The 18,185-nt window shown below is 66.0% G+C and carries 11 protein-coding genes; 8 read left to right on the top strand and 3 right to left on the bottom strand.

The genetic code is table 11. From position 1 onward, the window contains the following. The first annotated feature begins 45 nt into the window (after positions 1–45). From P0Y64_02600 to P0Y64_02565, 8 genes are all read left to right on the top strand, one after another. On the top strand, positions 46–2,247 hold the full coding sequence (locus P0Y64_02600; GenBank protein WEK43740.1) for a TonB-dependent siderophore receptor: 2,202 nt from the start codon (positions 46–48) through the stop codon (positions 2,245–2,247). After that, positions 2,244–2,540 carry a DUF3649 domain-containing protein gene (locus P0Y64_02595; protein ID WEK43739.1) on the top strand — a complete coding sequence of 99 codons (297 nt, stop codon included), beginning with the start codon at positions 2,244–2,246 and terminating at the stop codon, positions 2,538–2,540. The genes P0Y64_02600 and P0Y64_02595 overlap by 4 nt, the downstream gene beginning before the upstream one ends. Beyond that, positions 2,537–4,009, top strand: a complete 1,473-nt coding sequence (locus P0Y64_02590) for a PepSY-associated TM helix domain-containing protein (protein WEK43738.1) — start codon at positions 2,537–2,539, stop codon at positions 4,007–4,009. Before P0Y64_02595 ends, P0Y64_02590 begins: the two co-directional genes overlap by 4 nt. Continuing rightward, positions 4,006–4,293 (top strand): DUF3325 family protein, encoded by a 288-nt coding sequence (locus tag P0Y64_02585; GenBank protein WEK43737.1) that lies wholly within the window; start codon positions 4,006–4,008, stop codon positions 4,291–4,293. The genes P0Y64_02590 and P0Y64_02585 overlap by 4 nt, the downstream gene beginning before the upstream one ends. An 88-nt stretch (positions 4,294–4,381) precedes the next feature. Continuing rightward, positions 4,382–5,647, top strand: coding sequence for a kynureninase (gene kynU / locus P0Y64_02580; protein ID WEK43736.1), 1,266 nt, complete (start codon positions 4,382–4,384; stop codon positions 5,645–5,647). A 72-nt stretch (positions 5,648–5,719) separates the two neighbouring features. Beyond that, positions 5,720–6,682, top strand: coding sequence for a bile acid:sodium symporter (locus P0Y64_02575; protein WEK43735.1), 963 nt, complete (start codon positions 5,720–5,722; stop codon positions 6,680–6,682). A gap of 232 nt (positions 6,683–6,914) precedes the next feature. Next, positions 6,915–8,687 (top strand): DEAD/DEAH box helicase, encoded by a 1,773-nt coding sequence (locus P0Y64_02570; GenBank protein WEK43734.1) that lies wholly within the window; start codon positions 6,915–6,917, stop codon positions 8,685–8,687. Between the two features lie 99 nt (positions 8,688–8,786). Continuing rightward, on the top strand, positions 8,787–10,433 hold the full coding sequence (locus P0Y64_02565) for an acyl-CoA dehydrogenase family protein (GenBank protein WEK43733.1): 1,647 nt from the start codon (positions 8,787–8,789) through the stop codon (positions 10,431–10,433). A 25-nt stretch (positions 10,434–10,458) separates the two neighbouring features. On the opposite strand, the gene P0Y64_02560 is transcribed toward P0Y64_02565, so the two are convergent. Genes P0Y64_02560 through P0Y64_02550 form a run of 3 tightly spaced genes read right to left on the bottom strand, consistent with a single transcriptional unit; the run spans position 10,459 to position 18,118 of the window. Next, positions 10,459–12,249, bottom strand: a complete 1,791-nt coding sequence (locus P0Y64_02560) for an amidohydrolase family protein (protein ID WEK43732.1) — start codon at positions 12,247–12,249, stop codon at positions 10,459–10,461. Continuing rightward, positions 12,246–14,714: a zinc-dependent metalloprotease gene (locus tag P0Y64_02555; GenBank protein WEK43731.1), complete on the bottom strand. Its 2,469-nt coding sequence runs from the start codon at positions 14,712–14,714 to the stop codon at positions 12,246–12,248. Before P0Y64_02555 ends, P0Y64_02560 begins: the two co-directional genes overlap by 4 nt. Positions 14,715–14,716: 2 nt before the next feature. Further along, positions 14,717–18,118: a TonB-dependent receptor gene (locus P0Y64_02550; protein ID WEK43730.1), complete on the bottom strand. Its 3,402-nt coding sequence runs from the start codon at positions 18,116–18,118 to the stop codon at positions 14,717–14,719. Positions 18,119–18,185 lie beyond the last annotated feature (67 nt).

Below are 18,185 nucleotides of genomic sequence, written 5' to 3'. Positions count from 1 at the left end.
CGCAATATGATCATAGCGCCGCCCACTCAAAACCTGGTGGTGACGATGCGCGCATCTTTCCTGACTTCGCTGCTTTCTAGTGGGGCGCTGCTTGCGTTCCTGCCCGCCGTTTCCGCCAGCGCCGCCCCGCCGGCGGATGACGCGAGCGGCGCGGACCAGTCAGCCAATGACGTGGTGGTGCGCGGCGCGCGACCGGAGGGGCAGGCCTCATCCGGCACCAAATCGGACACGCCGGTGGTCGAGACGCCACAGTCGATCAGCGTGATCAGCGGCGAAGAATTGCGCGATCTGGGCCTCGCCAATCTCAATCAGGCGCTGCGTTATGTCGCCGGCATCACGCCGGAAACGCGCGGAGCCAATGCCGAGATTTACGATCAGTTCAAACTGCGCGGGTTCGATGCGCCGCGCTATCTCGATGGGCTGAAGGTGTTCACCAGCGCGACCGGCTATGCCGATCAGCAGATCGACGTGTCGCGGATCGATCGGATCGAGGTGGTGAAGGGGCCTGCCTCGGTGCTTTACGGTCAGTCCAGCCCCGGCGGGCTGGTCGGGATCTCCAGCAAATTGCCGCTCGATCAGGATTTCTACGGGGCGGTTTCCGGCACCTATGGCACGTACAATCTCTATGACGTCGATGCCGATGTCGGGGGCAGGCTTTCCAAGGGCGTAGAGTGGCGCGTCTATGGTGCGGTGAACGGCGCCGATACGCAGCAGAGCTTCGGCAAGCGCCGTCGCGAAACGGTGAGCGGCGCGGTGACGCTTGGCGCGGGGAGCGATACCACGCTGACGCTGCTCGCGGCTTATTCACATGATCCGCAGAACGGCAATTACGGCAGCGCGCCCGCGCTCGGCACGCTCTTCGCCAATCCAAACGGGTGGATTTCGACCAGCTTCGCCGATGGCGAGCCGGGCGATTTCTTCAATCGTGAGCAAACCGGGCTGACCTATATCTTCACGCATCGCTTCGGTGGGGACTGGGCGTTCCGATCGAGCGGGCGCTATCAATATGTGTCGACACGGCTCGGCGCGATCTACCAGACGGGAACGCCGACCGACGCGACGCTCACCACGTTCGAACGCGCCGCTTATGCATCGAACGAGGCCATGCATAACTGGACGTTCGACAATCAGCTGACTGGCGAGATCAAAACCGGGCCGCTGACGCATCATCTGATCTTTGGCGTCGATCGGCAGGTGGCGCATTCGACGGAGCTGGCGGCGTTCGACAATGTCGTGAACGGGCAGATGGTCACGCCGATCAACGCTTATGCGCCGGTTTACGGCACTACCCCCGTGCCGCTGAGCCCGGCGGCGATCGGCTCGGCTTACGAATATGACGCGCGGCTGCGGCAGACCGGCCTTTACGCGCAGGATCAGATCGCGTGGGAGGGGCTGCGCCTGACCCTCAGCGGACGGCACGATTGGGCCGATACCGTCAATGGCGCGACGCAGCACGACAAGAAGTTCACCTGGCGCGTCGGCGGCCTTTACATGACGCCGATCGGGCTTGCTCCTTATGCGAGCTATTCCACGTCGTTCGAGCCGCAGATCGGGCAGGTGCAGCAGGCCAGTGGCGGCATCGTCGGCGCTAGCCCCTCGCTGGGACGCCAGATCGAGGCGGGGGTGAAATACCAGCCGCCCGGCACGCGAATCCTGCTGACCGCCGCGTGGTTCCGCATCGAGCAGACCAATTTGCTGACCGCGATCCCGAACAGCAGCTTCTCCACTCAATCGGGCGAGGTGCGATCGGAGGGCGTGGAGGCGGAGGCGACGGTGCCGCTGCCCAACGGCTTCACCATCCGCGCGGCATTCAGCCACCAGAATGTGAAGACAGTGCGCGATGACGAAACCCCGGCCAATATCGGCAAGGGGCTGATCGGGGTGGGCAAGGGCAATGCCGCGCTCAACGTCGACTGGTCACCCCCGGCCGGGCAACTCGCCGGGTTGACGCTGGGCGGCGGGATGCGCTGGGTCGACAAGGTTTATGGCGGAACCGTCTCCGCGGGCGATTTCGGCGGCACGGTGGCGGCGGGCGATTATAACACGCCGTCTTACACCCTGTTCGACGCGGTGGTGCGCTATGACCTCGGCCGTGCCAACCCGCGGCTGGCCGGGCTGGAGATCGGTGTGAACGCGGCGAATATCTTCGATCGGAAATTTCTCACGAGCTGCTACCTCGGCGGCGTCGGCTGGTGCTGGTATGGCCAGCGGCGCACCGTGCAGGGGACGATCGGCTTTCATTGGTGAAACCACGCCGCGCCCTATCCCCGCGTTATCGTCTGGCGGTGCTGTCGCGCGCGGTGGCGGCGGTGGCGGGCGGCTATGGCGTGGCGGTGATCCTGTCGATCGCGCTGGCGTGGGTGCTGCCGATGTCGCGAGAGGAAGCGGGGACGACCGCGACGATGATCGCGCTGCTCGCATTGCCGATCGCGATGATGGGCTGCTTCGCGGCACGTAATGCCGGGCGGGCGTGGGCGGGGATCATTCTCGCCGCGATGCTAGCCGGCGGCATCGCACTGGCGGCGGGGTGGCGCCCGTGAAATCGGGCTTTCGCAATGCGATGACGTGGCTGCACGACTGGTCCGGCCTGATTGTCGGGTGGTTGTTGTTCGCCATCGTGCTGGCGGGGACGCTCAGCGTTTTTCGGGCCGAGATCGGCAATTGGATGCGGCCAGAGGTGCGGTGCTGCGCGGTTGGTAGCGCCGAGGCAGGGAGCGCGGTGATCGACTGGCTGTCGCGCCACGCGGCCAAATCATCGATGTGGTATATCCAGCCGGCCGACGCGCGCTCCGCCACCAGTTATGCGGTGTGGAGCGATGGCGGCAGCGGCTTCGTCCAGAAATGGCTCGATCCGCGCACCGGCGATCCCGGGGCTGTGCGGGACACGCTGGGCGGCGATTTCTTCTATCGCCTCCATTTCGAGCTGCAATTGCCTTATCCATGGGGGCGGCTGCTCGCGGGGGCAGCGGCGGTCGTAATGCTGCTCGCGCTGCTCACCGGCATCGTCGCGCATCGCCGATTCTTCGTCGATTTCTTCACCTTTCGCGCGGGCAAAGGGCAGCGCAGCTGGCTGGACGCGCACAATCTGTTCGCGGTGACCGCGCTGCCATTCCATCTGATGATCGCCTTTACCGGCGCGCTGACGCTGGCCAATCTGATCATGCCGTGGGGCGCGGCGTCGATCTATCGCGGCGACGTTTCGGCGTTGCGCCACGATCTCTATCCGGCTGCGGTGGAGCGGCCCGCGCGCGGCATTCCCGCGCCGCTCGCGCCGGTCGGGCCGATGCTGCACGCGGCCGAACGAGCGTTCGCTGGTGGCGTCGCGCAGATCGCGGTGTTCAATCCCGGCGACGCGGCGGCGGTGATATCGGTGACCAGCGCCGAGGACAGCCGGATCGGCATCCAGCGTCAGACGATCAGCTTCGACGGGGTGACCGGGCGCCCGATCGCGATGCATGATGAGCGCCGCCCCGCGCTGCGCACGTTCAATTTCCTTTACGCGCTGCACACCGCGCGCTTCGGTGAACTGGCATTGCGCTGGATCTATTTCATCTGCGGGATGATGCTCACCGCGATGATCGGCGCGGGGCTGTTGCTGTGGACGGCCAAGCGGCGGGAGCGACGCCAGGGCATCGGCTTCGCAATCGTCGAGCGGCTCAACATCGGCTTCGTCGGTGGCGCGCCATTGGCGTTCGCGGCCTATTTCCTCGCCAATCGCATATTGCCGATCGGGCTGGAGCAGCGGCCGAATATCGAGGTGAAAGCGGTGTTCTGGACGTGGGGCGCGATCCTGCTTTTCGCGTTGTTGCGCCCAGCGCGGCGGGCATGGCGCGAGGTTTCGCTCGCAACCGCGCTGGCCTGTATCGCGATACCGCTGGTCGATTGGGGCGCGGGCACCGGACGGGCGGACGCGCTGGGGCTCACCATCGCCGCGACAGCATTGTGCATCGGCTGTTGTTACGCGTTCGCCGCCGCCATCGCGGGGCGATCGCCGGGGAAAACGGCTTGATCGCGTCGCTGTCGATCGCGTTTGTCGCGATTGTCCTGATCGGCGTGGCGACCCCGCGACAGGCGAGCCATTGGCTCGGGCGGCACATAGCTTCGCGGCGGCGGCGCGACATTCGGTTCGCGGGATTCGCGCTGCTGTTGCTCTCGCTTGCGATTATCCCGGGCGATGCCGAGCGAGCTCGCGCGATCGTGACATGGATCGGGGGGATCGGGATGGAGGGACTGGCCGTGGCGCTCGTGCTCGCGCTCCATCCCGGCGCTCGCCGCTCGAAGCGCCACCCGTAATCAGGGGCATCGGTGCGCAGGAATATGAGGCGTAAAGCTGCGCGCTGGGCTATCCGTGCAATGTCTCAGAAGAAAACGGTGTGTCTTGATGCGGTTTGAGGAACGGGCGGCAGAGTTTCCGGCGGAGATTTCGCGCGACTGGTGCGTGGCGCAGGATCAGGCCGATCCGCTGGCGCGCTTTCGCGATGCTTTTCTGATCCCCGATGGCGTGATCTATCTCGACGGCAATTCGCTCGGCGCGATGGCCAATGACGCCCCGGCGCATGCCGCGCGCGTGATCGAGCGCGAATGGGGCGGTGATCTGATCAAGAGCTGGAACAGCGCGGGCTGGTTCGATCTGCCGGTGACGCTCGGCAACACGCTCGCCCCGTTGATCGGTGCGGACGATGGCGAAGTGGTCGTGACGGATTCGACCAGCGTCAACTTGTTCAAGCTGTTGTGGGCGGCGAGCGCGATGCGTCCCGGCCGGCGCAAGATCATCCTGGAAGGGAGCAACTTCCCGACCGACAATTATGTCGCGCAGGGGATTGCTGCGGCGCGCGGGCTGGAGGTGGTGCTGCGTGAGCGGCACGAGATCGCCGATGCGATCGACGAGGATACCGCCGCGATCTGCATCACGCATGTTCATTACAAGACCGGCCATATCAACGACATGGCGGCGCTCACCGAACGGGCGCAGGCGGCCGGTGCGCTGGCGATCTGGGATCTGTGCCACAGCGCGGGCGCGATGCCGGTCGATCTCAACGGCTGCAATGTCGATTTCGCGGTGGGCTGCACCTACAAATATCTGAACGGCGGCCCCGGCTCGCCGGCATTCCTGTTCGTGGCGAAGCGGCATCTGGGCGCGGCGCGCCAGCCGATCACCGGCTGGTGGGGGCATGAAGCGCCGTTCGCCTTCGATCCTGGCTATGCGCCCGCGCCCGATATCCGGCAGTTCCTCACCGGCACGCAGCCGATCGTGAGCCTGTCGCTGGTCGGCGTCGGGCTCGATCTGATGCGCGCGGCCGACATGGTGGCGATCCGCGCGAAGTCCGTCGCGCTGACCGAATTGTTCATCGCGTTGGTCGAGCAGCGTTGCGCGCGCCACGGCTTCACGCTGGCCTCTCCACGCGACGCGAGCGAGCGCGGCAGCCAGGTCTCGTTCGCGCACGCCGATGGCTATGCGATCATGCGCGCATTGATCGATCGCGGGGTGATCGGCGATTTCCGCGCGCCCGATATCGTCCGCTTCGGCTTCACCCCGCTATACGTCCGCCATGCCGATGTATGGGATGCGGCGGACGTGCTCGCCGATGTCATGGAAACCGGCGCTTGGCGCGATCCGCGATACCACCAGCGCGATGCGGTGACCTGAGCGGCGCCCCTTAGCTTTTCTAACAGGCAGACCCTATGGACCCGCGCGACGGGTGCCGCGACGGGATGAGACATGAAGATTGACGGTTTCCTGCTGGCGATGCTCGCCGCGATCGTGCTGGCGTTCATTGCGCCGCATCTCGGAACGCCCGATGGGCCGTTGCATATGGGATTGGTGACGACGCTGGGCATCGGCTTCGTCTTCTTCCTGCACGGCGCCAATCTATCGCCGCAGGCATTGAAGGCGGGGGCGACCAACTGGCGCATCCATGTCGCGGTGCAGGCCACCACCTTCGTGCTGTTTCCGCTAATCGGCTTCGCATTGTTCTTCGGGCTGAAATCCGTGCTCGATTACGAGGTGCGGCTGGGCATCTTTTTCCTGTGCGCGCTTTCCTCGACCGTCTCGTCGTCGGTGGCGATGACGAGCATGGCGCGCGGGAACGTGCCGGCGGCGGTGTTCGACGCATCGCTCTCCGGCATCATCGGCATGGCCGTAACGCCTACTTTGGTCGCGACGGTCGCGGCGGTGAGCGGCCAGTCGTTCCCGATCCTGCCCGCGATCGCCGATGTGGCGATGACCTTGCTGCTGCCGTTCGCGGCGGGGCAGCTGTTGCGTCCGCTGATCGCGCGGTGGCTCGCGGCGAACAAGCGGCTCATCAATCTGTGCGATCGTGGAGTGATCGTGCTGATCGTCTATTCGGCATTCTGTGAATCGACCGCTTCCGGGCTGTGGTGGAGCTATTCCCCGTGGGTGATCGCGGAGATCGCGTTGATCGCCGCGCTGCTGCTCGGGCTGATCCTTTGGCTGACCACGATGGCTTCGCGCGCATGGGGTTTCTCGTTGCCGGATGAGGTGACGACGGTATTCTGCGGATCGAAGAAGAGCCTCGCCAATGGCGCGCCGATCGCGAAGATCCTGTTTGGCGCCAGCCCGGCATTGGGCATGATCATGCTGCCGATCATTCTCTATCACCAGATGCAATTGATCGTCTGTTCGATCCTCGCGCGGCGTTATGCCGCGCGCGCGGAGGGGTAAAACCGCCGCGATTGCGCGTGTTGCAATCCGCGATGGAATGAGCGCGACACCTGTGATATGGGGCCTGATCGATGACAGCTCGATCCGCTAGCGCCCTCAGCCGAGTGTCCGCGCTGCTCTGCGTCTGCACCGATCTCGCTTCAACGGGTTTCAGAGCAGCCGTGGTGGGTGCTTCGACGGCCGCTGATATTTAAGTCCACGGCCTTTCGCGGCCAGATAATCCGTGAGTTTCATGACCTTTTCCAATCTTCCGCCCGTTTTTGCCGAGGCGCTTTCCGAGCGTGGCTATGCCGCGCCTACGACCGTGCAGGCGGCCGTGATCGATCCCGAGGCGGCCGGGCGCGACCTGATTGTTTCCGCACAGACCGGCTCCGGCAAGACGGTTGCGTTCGGGCTGGCGATGGGCGCCGAATTGCTCGGCGACGAGGCGACCATGCCCTATGCCGAACGGCCGCTCGCGCTGGTGATCGCGCCGACGCGCGAACTGGCGCTGCAGGTGAGTCGCGAGCTTGAGTGGCTTTACGGCAAGGCGCGCGCGCGCATCGCCACCTGCGTCGGCGGTATGGACGCGTCGAAGGAGCGCCGCGTGCTGCGCGGCGGCGCGCATATCGTCGTCGGCACCCCGGGGCGCCTGCGCGACCATCTCGAACGCGGCGCGCTCGATCTGTCGGCGCTGCGCGTAGCGGTGCTCGATGAGGCCGACGAGATGCTCGACATGGGGTTTCGCGAGGATCTCGAGGAAATCCTCGACGCCACCCCCGAAACCCGGCGGACCCTGCTGTTCTCCGCAACCATGCCGCGCCCGATCGTCGCGCTGGCGAAGCGCTACCAGCGCGACGCGCTGCGGCTGGCGACTACGGGCGAAGAGCGTGGCCATGGGGATATCGCCTATCAGGCGGTGACCGTTTCGCCGTCCGAGATCGAGGCGGCAGTGGTCAACCTGCTGCGCTTTCACGGCGCTGAAACCGCTATGTTGTTCTGTGCCACGCGCGACAATGTGCGCCGGCTGCACGCCACGCTTCTGGAGCGCGGCTTCACCGCCGTTGCGCTGTCCGGCGAGCATTCGCAATCGGAGCGTAACCGCGCGTTGCAGGAATTGCGCGATCGTCGTGCGGCAGTCTGCGTCGCTACCGACGTTGCCGCGCGCGGGATCGATCTGCCGAGCCTGAGCCTCGTCGTCCATGTCGAGATTCCGCGTGATGCGGAGACGTTGCAGCACCGTTCGGGGCGCACGGGTCGCGCGGGGAAGAAGGGTACCGCCGTGATGGTGGTGCCTTATCCGATGCGCCGGCGCGTAGAATCGATGTTGCGTGGCGCGCGGATCAACGCGGAATGGATCTCCGCCCCAACCCCGGAAGCGATCCGGGCGCAGGACCGCGAACGCCTGCTGACCGCGCTGCTCGAACCGACGACCTTCGACGAGGAGGACCGGCTGCTCGGGGCGAAGCTGCTCGCCGAGCGTTCGCCGGAGGATATCGCCGCCGCCCTGGTCCGCGCGCATCGCGCCGCAATGCCCGCGCCCGAGGAGATGATGGAGGATACGCCCGAGGCGCGTCGCGCGGCGCAGCAGGAGCGTCATCGCCCCGGCTTTGACGATGTGACGTGGTTCCGCATGGATATCGGCCGGAGCCAGAATGCCGATCCGCGCTGGATTCTGCCGCTTATCTGCCGGCGCGGCCATGTTTCGCGCAACGAGATCGGCGCGATCCGCATTGGGCCGTCGCAAACCCATTTCCAGATTCCGCGTGCCATCGCCGCGAAGTTCAATGCCGCGCTTGCCCGCACCGCCGGTAGCGAAGACGACGAACATGGCGTGCGGATCGAGCCGTCCGATGGTCCGCCACCGCCCGGTGCGCGCGGTGACCATCAGGCGCCGCGTCGCCCGCGGACTGGCGCCCCCGGACGCAGCCCGCATGCGCATCCGCGTGGCGCGCCGCGCGAGGGCGGCGGGTTCGGGAAGGGGCCGGGGCGCAAGCCAGGCGGCCCGCGCGGCCGGCAGGGTTAAGCGGCCCGCTTCGTCACGCGCGCAGGGTCGCGCGCGTGACGCTGGCGGTTGGTGAATATTCCCCCTAACTGAGCGCGGTTTATGGGGAGCGAAGCCGTGATGGAGCGATTTCCGGCGGGCGCGGCACTGGCCGCGCTCGATGCCGCACTGACGATTGCGGTGGAGGCGGTGGCTGCTGCCTGCTCCTCCGACGGGCGATTGCACAGCGATGCGCTCGATGCGCATCAGGCGGTCACTTATGATCTCGCCTTGAGCTATGCGGACCTGCTTGCCGCCCGTCACGCCACCTCGGATGAGATCGAGCGATCCGCGCTCGATACGCGGCTTGGCGTTGCCTTCGCGGCGGAGGTGGTGCCCGCGGTTCTCGGGCGGCTGGAGGGCATCTATCTCGCGATGGGGCTGCCGATGGCTCCGCTGGATGCCGTCGGCCATGACGCACGCGGACTGCGGCGCGATGCGGGTGCGCCCGAAGCACTTGCGTCACTGGGGCAGGCTGTCGCCGATGCGACCGGCGAATTGGGCGATGTTCCGCTCGACGAGCAGACGCTGCTGGCGCGCGACGCCTTTCGCCGCTTCGCGCACGATATCGTCGCGCCGCTGGCCGAGGATATCCATCGCCGCGATCTGACCGTGCCCGAAACATTGCTCGGGCCGATGCGCGAGATGGGGGTGTTCGGGCTTTCCATCCCCGAACAATTCGGCGGCTCCGCCCCGGCCGAGGGCGAAAACACGCCGATGATGATCGCGGTGACCGAGGCATTGTCCGAAGCGTCGCTGGCGGCGGCGGGCAGCCTGATCACGCGACCGGAAATCCTCAGCCGGGCGCTGGTGGCGGGCGGGACCGAGGAGCAAAAGGCGCATTGGCTGCCACGCATCGCGACGGGCGACCCGCTATGCGCGATCGCGATCACCGAGCCGGACCACGGTTCCGACGTTGCCGGGCTGACGTTGCGCGGCACGCCGGTCGAGGGCGGGTGGCTGATCAATGGTGCCAAGACATGGTGCACCTTCGCGGGCAAGGCGGGGCTGCTGATGGTCGTCACCCGCACCGATCCCGATCGATCGCTCGGCTATCGCGGGTTGAGCCTGCTGCTGGTCGAAAAACCCTCGTTCGACGGGCATGAATTCACTTACGAACAGCCCGGCGGCGGCGCGCTTCATGGGCGCGCGATTCCGACGGTCGGTTATCGCGGCATGCATTCCTTCGATCTTGCGTTCGAGGATTTCTTCGTGCCCGATGCGAATGTCGTTGGCGGCGCGGCTGGCCTCGGGCGCGGTTTCTATCTCACCATGGCCGGCATGACCGGGGGGCGTATTCAGACGGCGGGCAGGGCGCTGGGCGTGATGCGTGCGGCGCTGAAAGCGGCAATCGCTTATGCGAAAGACCGCAAGGTATTCGGCGCACCGCTGGCCGATTATCAGCTCACGCAGGTGAAGATCGCGCAGATGGCGGCGCGCTTCGCTGCTTGCCGCAGCCTCGCTTATGCCGTGGGGCGTGCGCTTGACGAGGGCGGCGGGCGGATGGAGGCGAGCCTTGCCAAGCTGCTGGCCTGCCGCTCCGCCGAAATGGTGACGCGCGAGGCGCTCCAGATCCACGGCGGCATGGGCTATGCCGAGGAAAGCGCCGTCAGCCGCTACTGGATCGATGCGCGCGTGCTGTCGATCTTCGAGGGCGCGGAGGAAACACTGGCGCTGAAGGTGATCGGGCGCGGCCTGCTGGAACAGGCGCTGGTGCCGGCCACCTGATCGAGAGGCGGCCGGCGCGTGCGGCTTAGTAAAAGCGGATATTGTCGATCGTGAAGGTCATCGGCGCGCCGCCCGCGCGTGTGCCGCCGAGCTCGACCTGCACGATATCGTCGCCGGACCATGGCTTGCCCGCGCGATTACCCATCTTGACCGGCTGAAGCGCGCTGAACGGCACGTCGATGCTGGTCCAGCCGATCGCGCCTTTCACCGGGGCTGACCAGCCTCCCTCCAGCCCATTGAGGCGCAAGGCGAAATCGCCCGGCCCCTTGATGTCGAAGCGCACTCCCTTGTAGCGCCGCACATCGACCGGTTGGACCGAACCGCGCGTCAGGGGCACGGCAACGCCCGCATAGGCGCCGTCCTTCACCGCCATCCGCGCGGCGAGCTGGAGCGCGTGGCCGCCATCTGCGCGCGGCACGATTTGCGTGATCTCCACCGAGCGATCGATCCCGCCGTCGCCGGTTTCAAGCCGCAGCGTATCGAGCGAACTGCGCCCGTCGGCCTTCTCGAAATCGTCGACCAGCGCGGAAACGGTCGTGGCGGGCATGTGGGTCGTGAGGTTCGCGGCGGGCAGCGCGGGCGCGCCGGGGCCGAACACGAGCCGGCCGTCGATCAGCACCCGCGATATCTTGTACACATCGCTGATATTTTCCCACGGCTTGCCGTCGATCAGCACGAGATCGGCGCGCTTGCCCGGCGCGATCGTGCCGCGATCACCATCCTGCGCCATGATCTTCGCGCTCGTATGCGTTCCCGCGACCAGCGCCTGCGAAGGGGTGAGGCCGGCGCGGACCAGCAGTTCCAGCTCGTGCAGCGTCGAACTGCCGTGCGGGGTGGAGGGCATGCCGGCATCGGTGCCGACGCCGATCGGCACTCCGGCATCGAACAGCGTTTTCACATTGTGCAGCGCATGGGTGAACTTAGCGAGGCTCTGGCGATAACGCGGATCATCCGGCTTCGCGCCGCCCTTGCCGGGATCGTACACGGCGAGCGTCGGGATCACGGCCATTTTCGTGGCGGCAATCGCCTTTGCCTCTTCGGGCGTCATATCGCGGTCCTGCGGATCATGCGCCAGCGAGTCCACGCCGCTGCGGGCCGCAACCAATCCACGATCGACAGTGACGGTGTGGGTCAGCACCTTCCATCCCGCCTGATGCGCGGCATCGGTGAGGGCGTGGAGCGTCCAGCCGTCCATGCTGGTGTTGTCCGGCATCACGCCATAGCGCCAGCCATCGGTGAACGCCTTGATGAGATCGGGTTTGTAGGGCTTCAGCTTTTCGATCGCGGCGCGCGCGGCGGTGGGGGTGTTGATCCACACCGTTGTCGCCTGGTCCCCCCAATCCGCGCCGTGGCCGCCGGGCGTGCTGATCCGTGCGGCGAAGTTCACATGCGGCGAGACGAGCGTTTTCAGCCATTCGCGGCGCGGCGCATAGCTTTCGGGCTGCTCGTGAAAGTCGTTGATCGTGGTGACGCCCGATTTGACGTAATCGGTCGCGATCTGCGGAGTGGTGTTCGGTTCGCCCGCCGGGGTCCAATGGGTGTGAAGATCGAAGAAGCCGGGGAGCAGCGCCTTGCCGCGCGCGTCGATCACCCGCGCGCCGCTTGGCGCTTTGGCGCCGGGGGTTACCGACACGATGCGGCCATCGCGGATCACCACGGTCGCCACCTGCGGTGCGGCGCCGGTGCCGTCGAACACGGTTGCGCCGACGATCGCGGTGGCGCGGTCGCCGGGGGAGGCGGTCAACTGACTCGCCCCGACCAGTGCGCTGGTGGCGAGCAACACGAAACCGGCGCGGGAGAATGTCGAAAGCGTCATTGGAACGTCCTTGTCGTGATCGGCCCGGTCAGCCAGTCGTCTTCCCAGATGCCGTCGTCCCCGATCGGTGCGCCGGGCGGGATTTCCGGCGATTTCGCCACCGGCTCAGCAAGCGCGCGGAGTTGCGCGGCGGGGCCGGTGAGCATCGCGGCGAGATAGGCGCAGGCATCGGTTTCGGTCGAGTCACCCGTGCAACTGCGCAGCTTTTCGCCGAAGCGGGTCGCCGCGCCACGCACTACGCCGAGCGCGGTGGCGGAAAGCTGCTTGTCCTGCATCACCGTCGCCAGCCGCACCGCATAGCGCGCGCGGATGCGACGGCGCAGCTCGCCTTCGCGCCCGCGTGCGGCGGGGACCAGCGCGGCGGAAAGCTTGTCGAGCATCTCGCCGAGCGACAATTGCCCCGGATCGACCCGCGCCTGTTCGATCAGCCGGTTGAGCCGCTCCGGTGCGAGCAGCGCCTCCAGCGTTTGATCCGCCGCCGTTTCCGCCGCGCTGGGCAGGTCGAAGGTGGCGGCTGTGTTCGATGGGAACAGCTCCATCTGATATTGCGGATCGGGCGTGCCGGGCTGAATCGACGAAAGCTGCGCAAGCAGCGTGTCGGGCAGATCGAGCAATTTTGGATCGAGCGTGCCGATCAGCGCGGCCAGTGCCTCGCGCTGCCGGGCCGCGGGGACGATCGTCGCGCGATCGTGCCCGTCGCCCGCCACGGCATAGCCGTAATCCACCCCGGCGATCAGTTTCGACACCGCCGTCACCTGATAGCGGTGATAGAGATAGATCGGCACGATCATCCGCCGCAGGTCGGCTGCCGGCGATCCCTCGGGCAAATTATCGGGGCCGAAGCGCGACAGTGCGATGCGGCGCACCGCGAGCACGTTGGCGAGTTCCGCAACAGCGTCGGGGCCATTGTCCCACATATTGCCATAGGGCTGGGCGTCGCCCACGCCGCGCGTGTCTCCGTCGGTGACGTTGCGATAACCGTCCGCCTGCGCCTTGCGGGCGAGGGCATCGAGCCATGCCGCCTCGTTCGCGCCGCGTGGTGCGGCGCCATACAGCCATTGGATCGCGAACTTATCCCATGCGCCGACGCTGGTGGCATAAGCGTTGGAGAAATCGAGCTTATCGCCCTTCACGCTGATCAGCGGCGCGGGATAGTCCATGACCGAGGCGCGTCCGGCATAGGTGCTGCCGGCGAAATTGTGCGCGAGGCCGATCGCGTGGCCGACCTCATGCACCGCCAGCTGGCGCAGGCGGGCGCGGACCAGCATGATCGGATCGTCCGAGCCACCGCTGCCCTCGCGAGACGCGCCGATCAGCCCATCGAAGATCAGCCGATCCTGCCATGCGCGCAGCGAGCCGAGCTGGACGACGCCGCGCACGATCTCTCCCGTGCGTGGATCGACCACGGTCGTGCCTGTCGACCAGCCGCGCGTCGCGCGGTGCACCCAGGCGATGACGTTGTAGCGCACGTCCATCGGATTGACGTTTTCGGGCAAGGTCTCGACCCGGAACGCGTCGATATAGCCCGCAGCGTCGAACGCCTGTGCCCACCAGCGCGCACCCTCGGTCAGCGCGGTGCGGATCGCCTCCGGCGCGGCGCGATCGACATAGAAGACGATCGGCTTGACCACGCGGCTGCGTGCGGCGTGCGGATCGGTCTTCTCCAGCCGGAAGCGGCGCACCAATCGCGATACGATCGGCTGGTCGAGCGGTGCGGCATAATCGTTGCGGATCACCTGCGCGGAGGTGCCGGTGCGCGGATCATGTGCGCGCGGATGGAAATTCGCGTCGGGCAGGCGGACGAAACTATGGTGGATCGCGAAGGTCACCGATTTCGCGTCGGGCACGATGCGGTTGACGATCGCGCCCGGCTCGTCCGATTCGAAGGTCAGGACCGACTGGAATTCGACATTGTCGGGGAAGGCGACGCTTTCGGCGGTGTCGACATAGCTCAGCGTCGGCGCGAGTTTATACGCGCCGGCCTTGCCCTGTTTCAGCCGCCCGGCGAGGTTCATCACGTCGCGCAACAGGAAACCGGAAAGATCGACCGACACCGATCCATCCGGCATATCGCTCGCCTCGCCCGCCCACACGATGGAGGGCGCGAAGGAAGCGCGCACCGCGCGTTCCTCCCCCGCATCGCCGGACAGCGCGCGGAAGCGGTTGTTCTCGAACATCGCCAGCACGCGCTTGCCGACGCGACGGAACACGATGATCTGCGTCTGCCCCAACCCGGCACGATCGGCGGCGAGATCGGGCGCGCCGAGCCCGCTCGCGATCGAAGGGGTGTACAGGAAACGCCCGAGCACTCCCTCCGCGTCAGCGGCGGGAAGGCGGATCGTGACCCGCGCGTTGGCTTTATCCGGCGTGACCGTGAACAACGGCGCTTCGCCCGTCCGCGCCAAAGCGGGGACGGGCGGCAGCGCGGCGGACAGGAGCAGGAGCCCCCGAATCCAGCTCCGCATCATCAGAAGCGATACCGCATGTTGGCGTACCAATAGCGGCCCATCGGGGTGTAGAGCGTGCCGAGATAGCCATTCGCCGACAGCGACGGCGCCTCGTTGGTGAAGTTGCGCACGCCGAGCCGGATGCTGGCGCCCTTCATCGCGCCCGGCAGGCGATATTCGGCATACAGATTGCCGGTAAGCTGCCCGTCGACCACCCAAGGGGCGGCGGCGGCATCGATGCTCGTATCCTCCACGCTGCCGATATATTGCGTGAAGGCGCCGATCGACACATTCTCCAGCGACCAGTTGAACGAGGCCGACCATTTCCACGACGGCCGTGAATTCTGCCGCAGCAGGCTGCCACCGCCGGTGATGACGGTGTCCTTATTGATCTTTCCCGCTGCGCGCGCGGCGAGCAATTCGGCGATCCCCGGCGACGGATCCTGATAGAATTGGATCAGGTGGGAGACGTTCACCGAAATGTTGAAATCGCCGATCCCGGTATCGCGCACCGAATAGATTGCATTGAGATCGAGCCCGCGCACCGTTTGCGGCAGCAGATTCACGTACTTGTCCTTGACGTATAGCACCTGCCCGGCCGGGGCGAGGCCGGTGCCGTTGAAGGCGGCGATGTCGTCCGCCGTCGGGGCGGCGCGGACCACATTGGGATTGGTCTGCCCCGATTGACGGAGCAGATAATCGAGGATCAGGGCGTTGCCCTCGCCGAAGATGCCGATCAGCCCGGTCTGCTTCACGCGCCAGTAATCGGCGGTGAGGGTCAGGTGGCCGAAGCGATCGGGGATCGGCGGTTCGATCACCGCGCCGATCGACCAGGTGTTGGCGCGCTCTGGGTCGAGATCGGGGTTGCCCGAGCGCTGCGCCGTCACCGATAGCCGGCGCTTGGCACCCGGGACGGGCGAATTGGCACAATCCGCGAAGCTTGCGATAGCGCCCTTGAGCAAATCCGCCTGGCAGAAAATATAATCGGTGCGCGTGTTGGTGCGGGTGATGATCTGCGCGTTGACCTGTTCCAGGTTCGGGGCGCGGAATGATTTGGCCCATGAGCCGCGCAGCCGGATGCCTTTCACCACATCCCATGAACCCGCGACTTTCGGCACCGCGATATCGCCGAAATCGCTGTAATTCTCATAGCGGCCGGCGAACTGGAAGTTCAGGCTGCGGACCAGCGGGATTTCCAGCTCCGGCGATACAACCGGCACGGCAAGTTCGCCGTAAGCGGAAAAGACCATCCGCGTGCCATGCGTGCTCGGGTTCATGCTGAGGTTGGCAAAGTCGCTCGCCACCACGCCGGTCAGCGGATCGGTGTAGGTGATTTCGCCGTTGATACGCGGATCGCGCGCATCAAGCTGGGTTTCGCGCCGTGCCTCGATGCCGGATGCGAAGCCGACATCGCCGCCCGGCAGCGTGATGAGATCCTTTTTCGACAGACGGAAATCATAGGTGGCGAGCGTCGATTTGTCGAAACGGACGAGCGATTCACGCGCGGCGTTGATGCTGGTCGCATTGCTTGGCGTGCCATCCCCGACGGAAGGAGTAGTAAGCGAGCCGCCGTTGAACGGATTATAGGCCGCGGGCGTCGACAGCGCGAGAATCTGCGCCAGCTTGGTGCGCGAGATGTTGTCGCTCACGTCGCGGACGGTCGCTTCCGAATAGCTGCCGGCGGTTTCCCAGTTGAAGCCATGCCATTCACCACGCAGGCCGAACAGCAGCCGGAATTGCTTGTTCGTCACATCGACATTGATGGGCCCGAAATCGGTGAAGGAATAGCTGGCGATCCGGACCGGCAGGCCGGCGGCCGGGGTGTTCAGCCCCGGAATGCGGTTCGGATTGGCCGAGCCGTCCGCGAAGGTGACCGGGCCGAACGGATTCCAGTAATTGCTGGCCGGCACCGTGATCGGGATCGAGCTGAGCGTCGAGATCGGGTTCTGTTGCGCGTGGGTCTTGGCGCGATAATAACCCGCTTCCCAGAAAGCGGTCACATCGTCGAAATCGTAATGGCCGGTCAGGAACAGATTGACGCGATTGAGCCGCGGGATGATTGACGTGCCCTCGGCAGCGGCATCTTCCTTGAGCGCGGTGTTCAGCGCGCCGCTCGTTACGCACAAGCCGTTGCCGAGCGAGGTGTTGCAGCCGCTTAGGCTCGATGGCTGGATCTGGAACGCGCCGGCGGCGGTGGTGACGGAGGTGCCGTTGGCCTTGACCGCGCCGAACCCGGTTGGCGTGATGACGCTGGCGCCGAGCCATGGTGTCGCGGTGCTGCGCCCGTCGAGGGTGGACTTGCCCGCGAAGCGGGTGTTCGCGAATAGCCCGCGCCGGTCCGACGAGGCGGTGAAATATTGCTCGGTGGACATCAGCCCGGTGCCGCGATCATAGGCGCCGAACAGCGTGATATTGCCTCTGCCGCCCGCGAAATTGGTGCCGACCACGCCGCTGACGTTAAGTTCGCGCAGGCGCGTGCCTTCGGCCCCGCCATATTGCACCGAGAAATCGCCGCCATTGTAGTTGGTCTTGAGGATCGTGTTCACCACGCCCGCCACCGCATCCGCGCCATAGATTGCGGCGGCACCGTCGCGCAGCACCTCGAGCCGTTCCAGCCCGTTCACGGGAATCGCGTTGGTGTTGTAGGTCAGCACCGGCACCAGCTGGTCGTTCGCCTGGCTGGTCGGGTGATTGACCACGCGGCGGCCGTTGAGCAGCACCAGCGTATTGCCGATGCCGAGGTTGCGCAGATTGACCGAGCCGATGTCGCCGCGTGCGGCGTTGCTGCTCTGTGGCAGATAGGCGCTGTTGAACGTCACGTCGCCGAATTGCGGGACCGAGCGGAACAGTTCGTCGCCGGAAACCGCGCCGGTATCCTGAATCTCGCGTTGGCCGATCAGCGTGACGGGCAGCGCGTCATTGACCTTCGCGCCTTTGATCTGCGAGCCGACGACCACGACCTCCGCTGGTGGAGTCTGGTCGATGTCTTGAGCGGCTGGAGCTGGTGCCGCGCCCGCGCCCTGTTCTGGCGTGACCTGCGCCGAAGGCGCGAAATTCACCGGGGTCGCGATGCGGTGCGGCGTGTTGCCGGCGGCTTCACGAACCGTCAGCGCGACGACCCGGCCGTTGATCGAGGCGACGCGCAGCGGCGAACCATCGAGAATCCTAGCGAGCGCGTTTTCGGCCGCATAACTGCCGACCACCGCAGGTGCGCGGCGGCTCGCGACGTTCGCGGAGGGGAACAGGAGGCGATAGCCGGACTGTTTGGAAAATGCCTGCAGCGCCTCGCCAAGCGGTTGCGCCGGAATATCGAACCGCATGGTCTGCGTCTGGGCCATTGCCGGCTGCGACAACGCCGCGACCGCCAATGCCGCGCTGCTCGCCTGCGCGACAAGCGCGATTCGCCCCATCCCGAAGATCATTTGTCGTCCCCCTCAATTGCCGGTTTTCCGGCCTTACTGAATCACTTGACGGGCAGGCGTCGCATAA

Source organism: Candidatus Sphingomonas colombiensis, from assembly GCA_029202845.1.
In the GTDB taxonomy this organism is placed as follows: domain Bacteria; phylum Pseudomonadota; class Alphaproteobacteria; order Sphingomonadales; family Sphingomonadaceae; genus Sphingomonas; species Sphingomonas colombiensis.
This window is presented reverse-complemented; position numbering and strand designations above follow the sequence as displayed.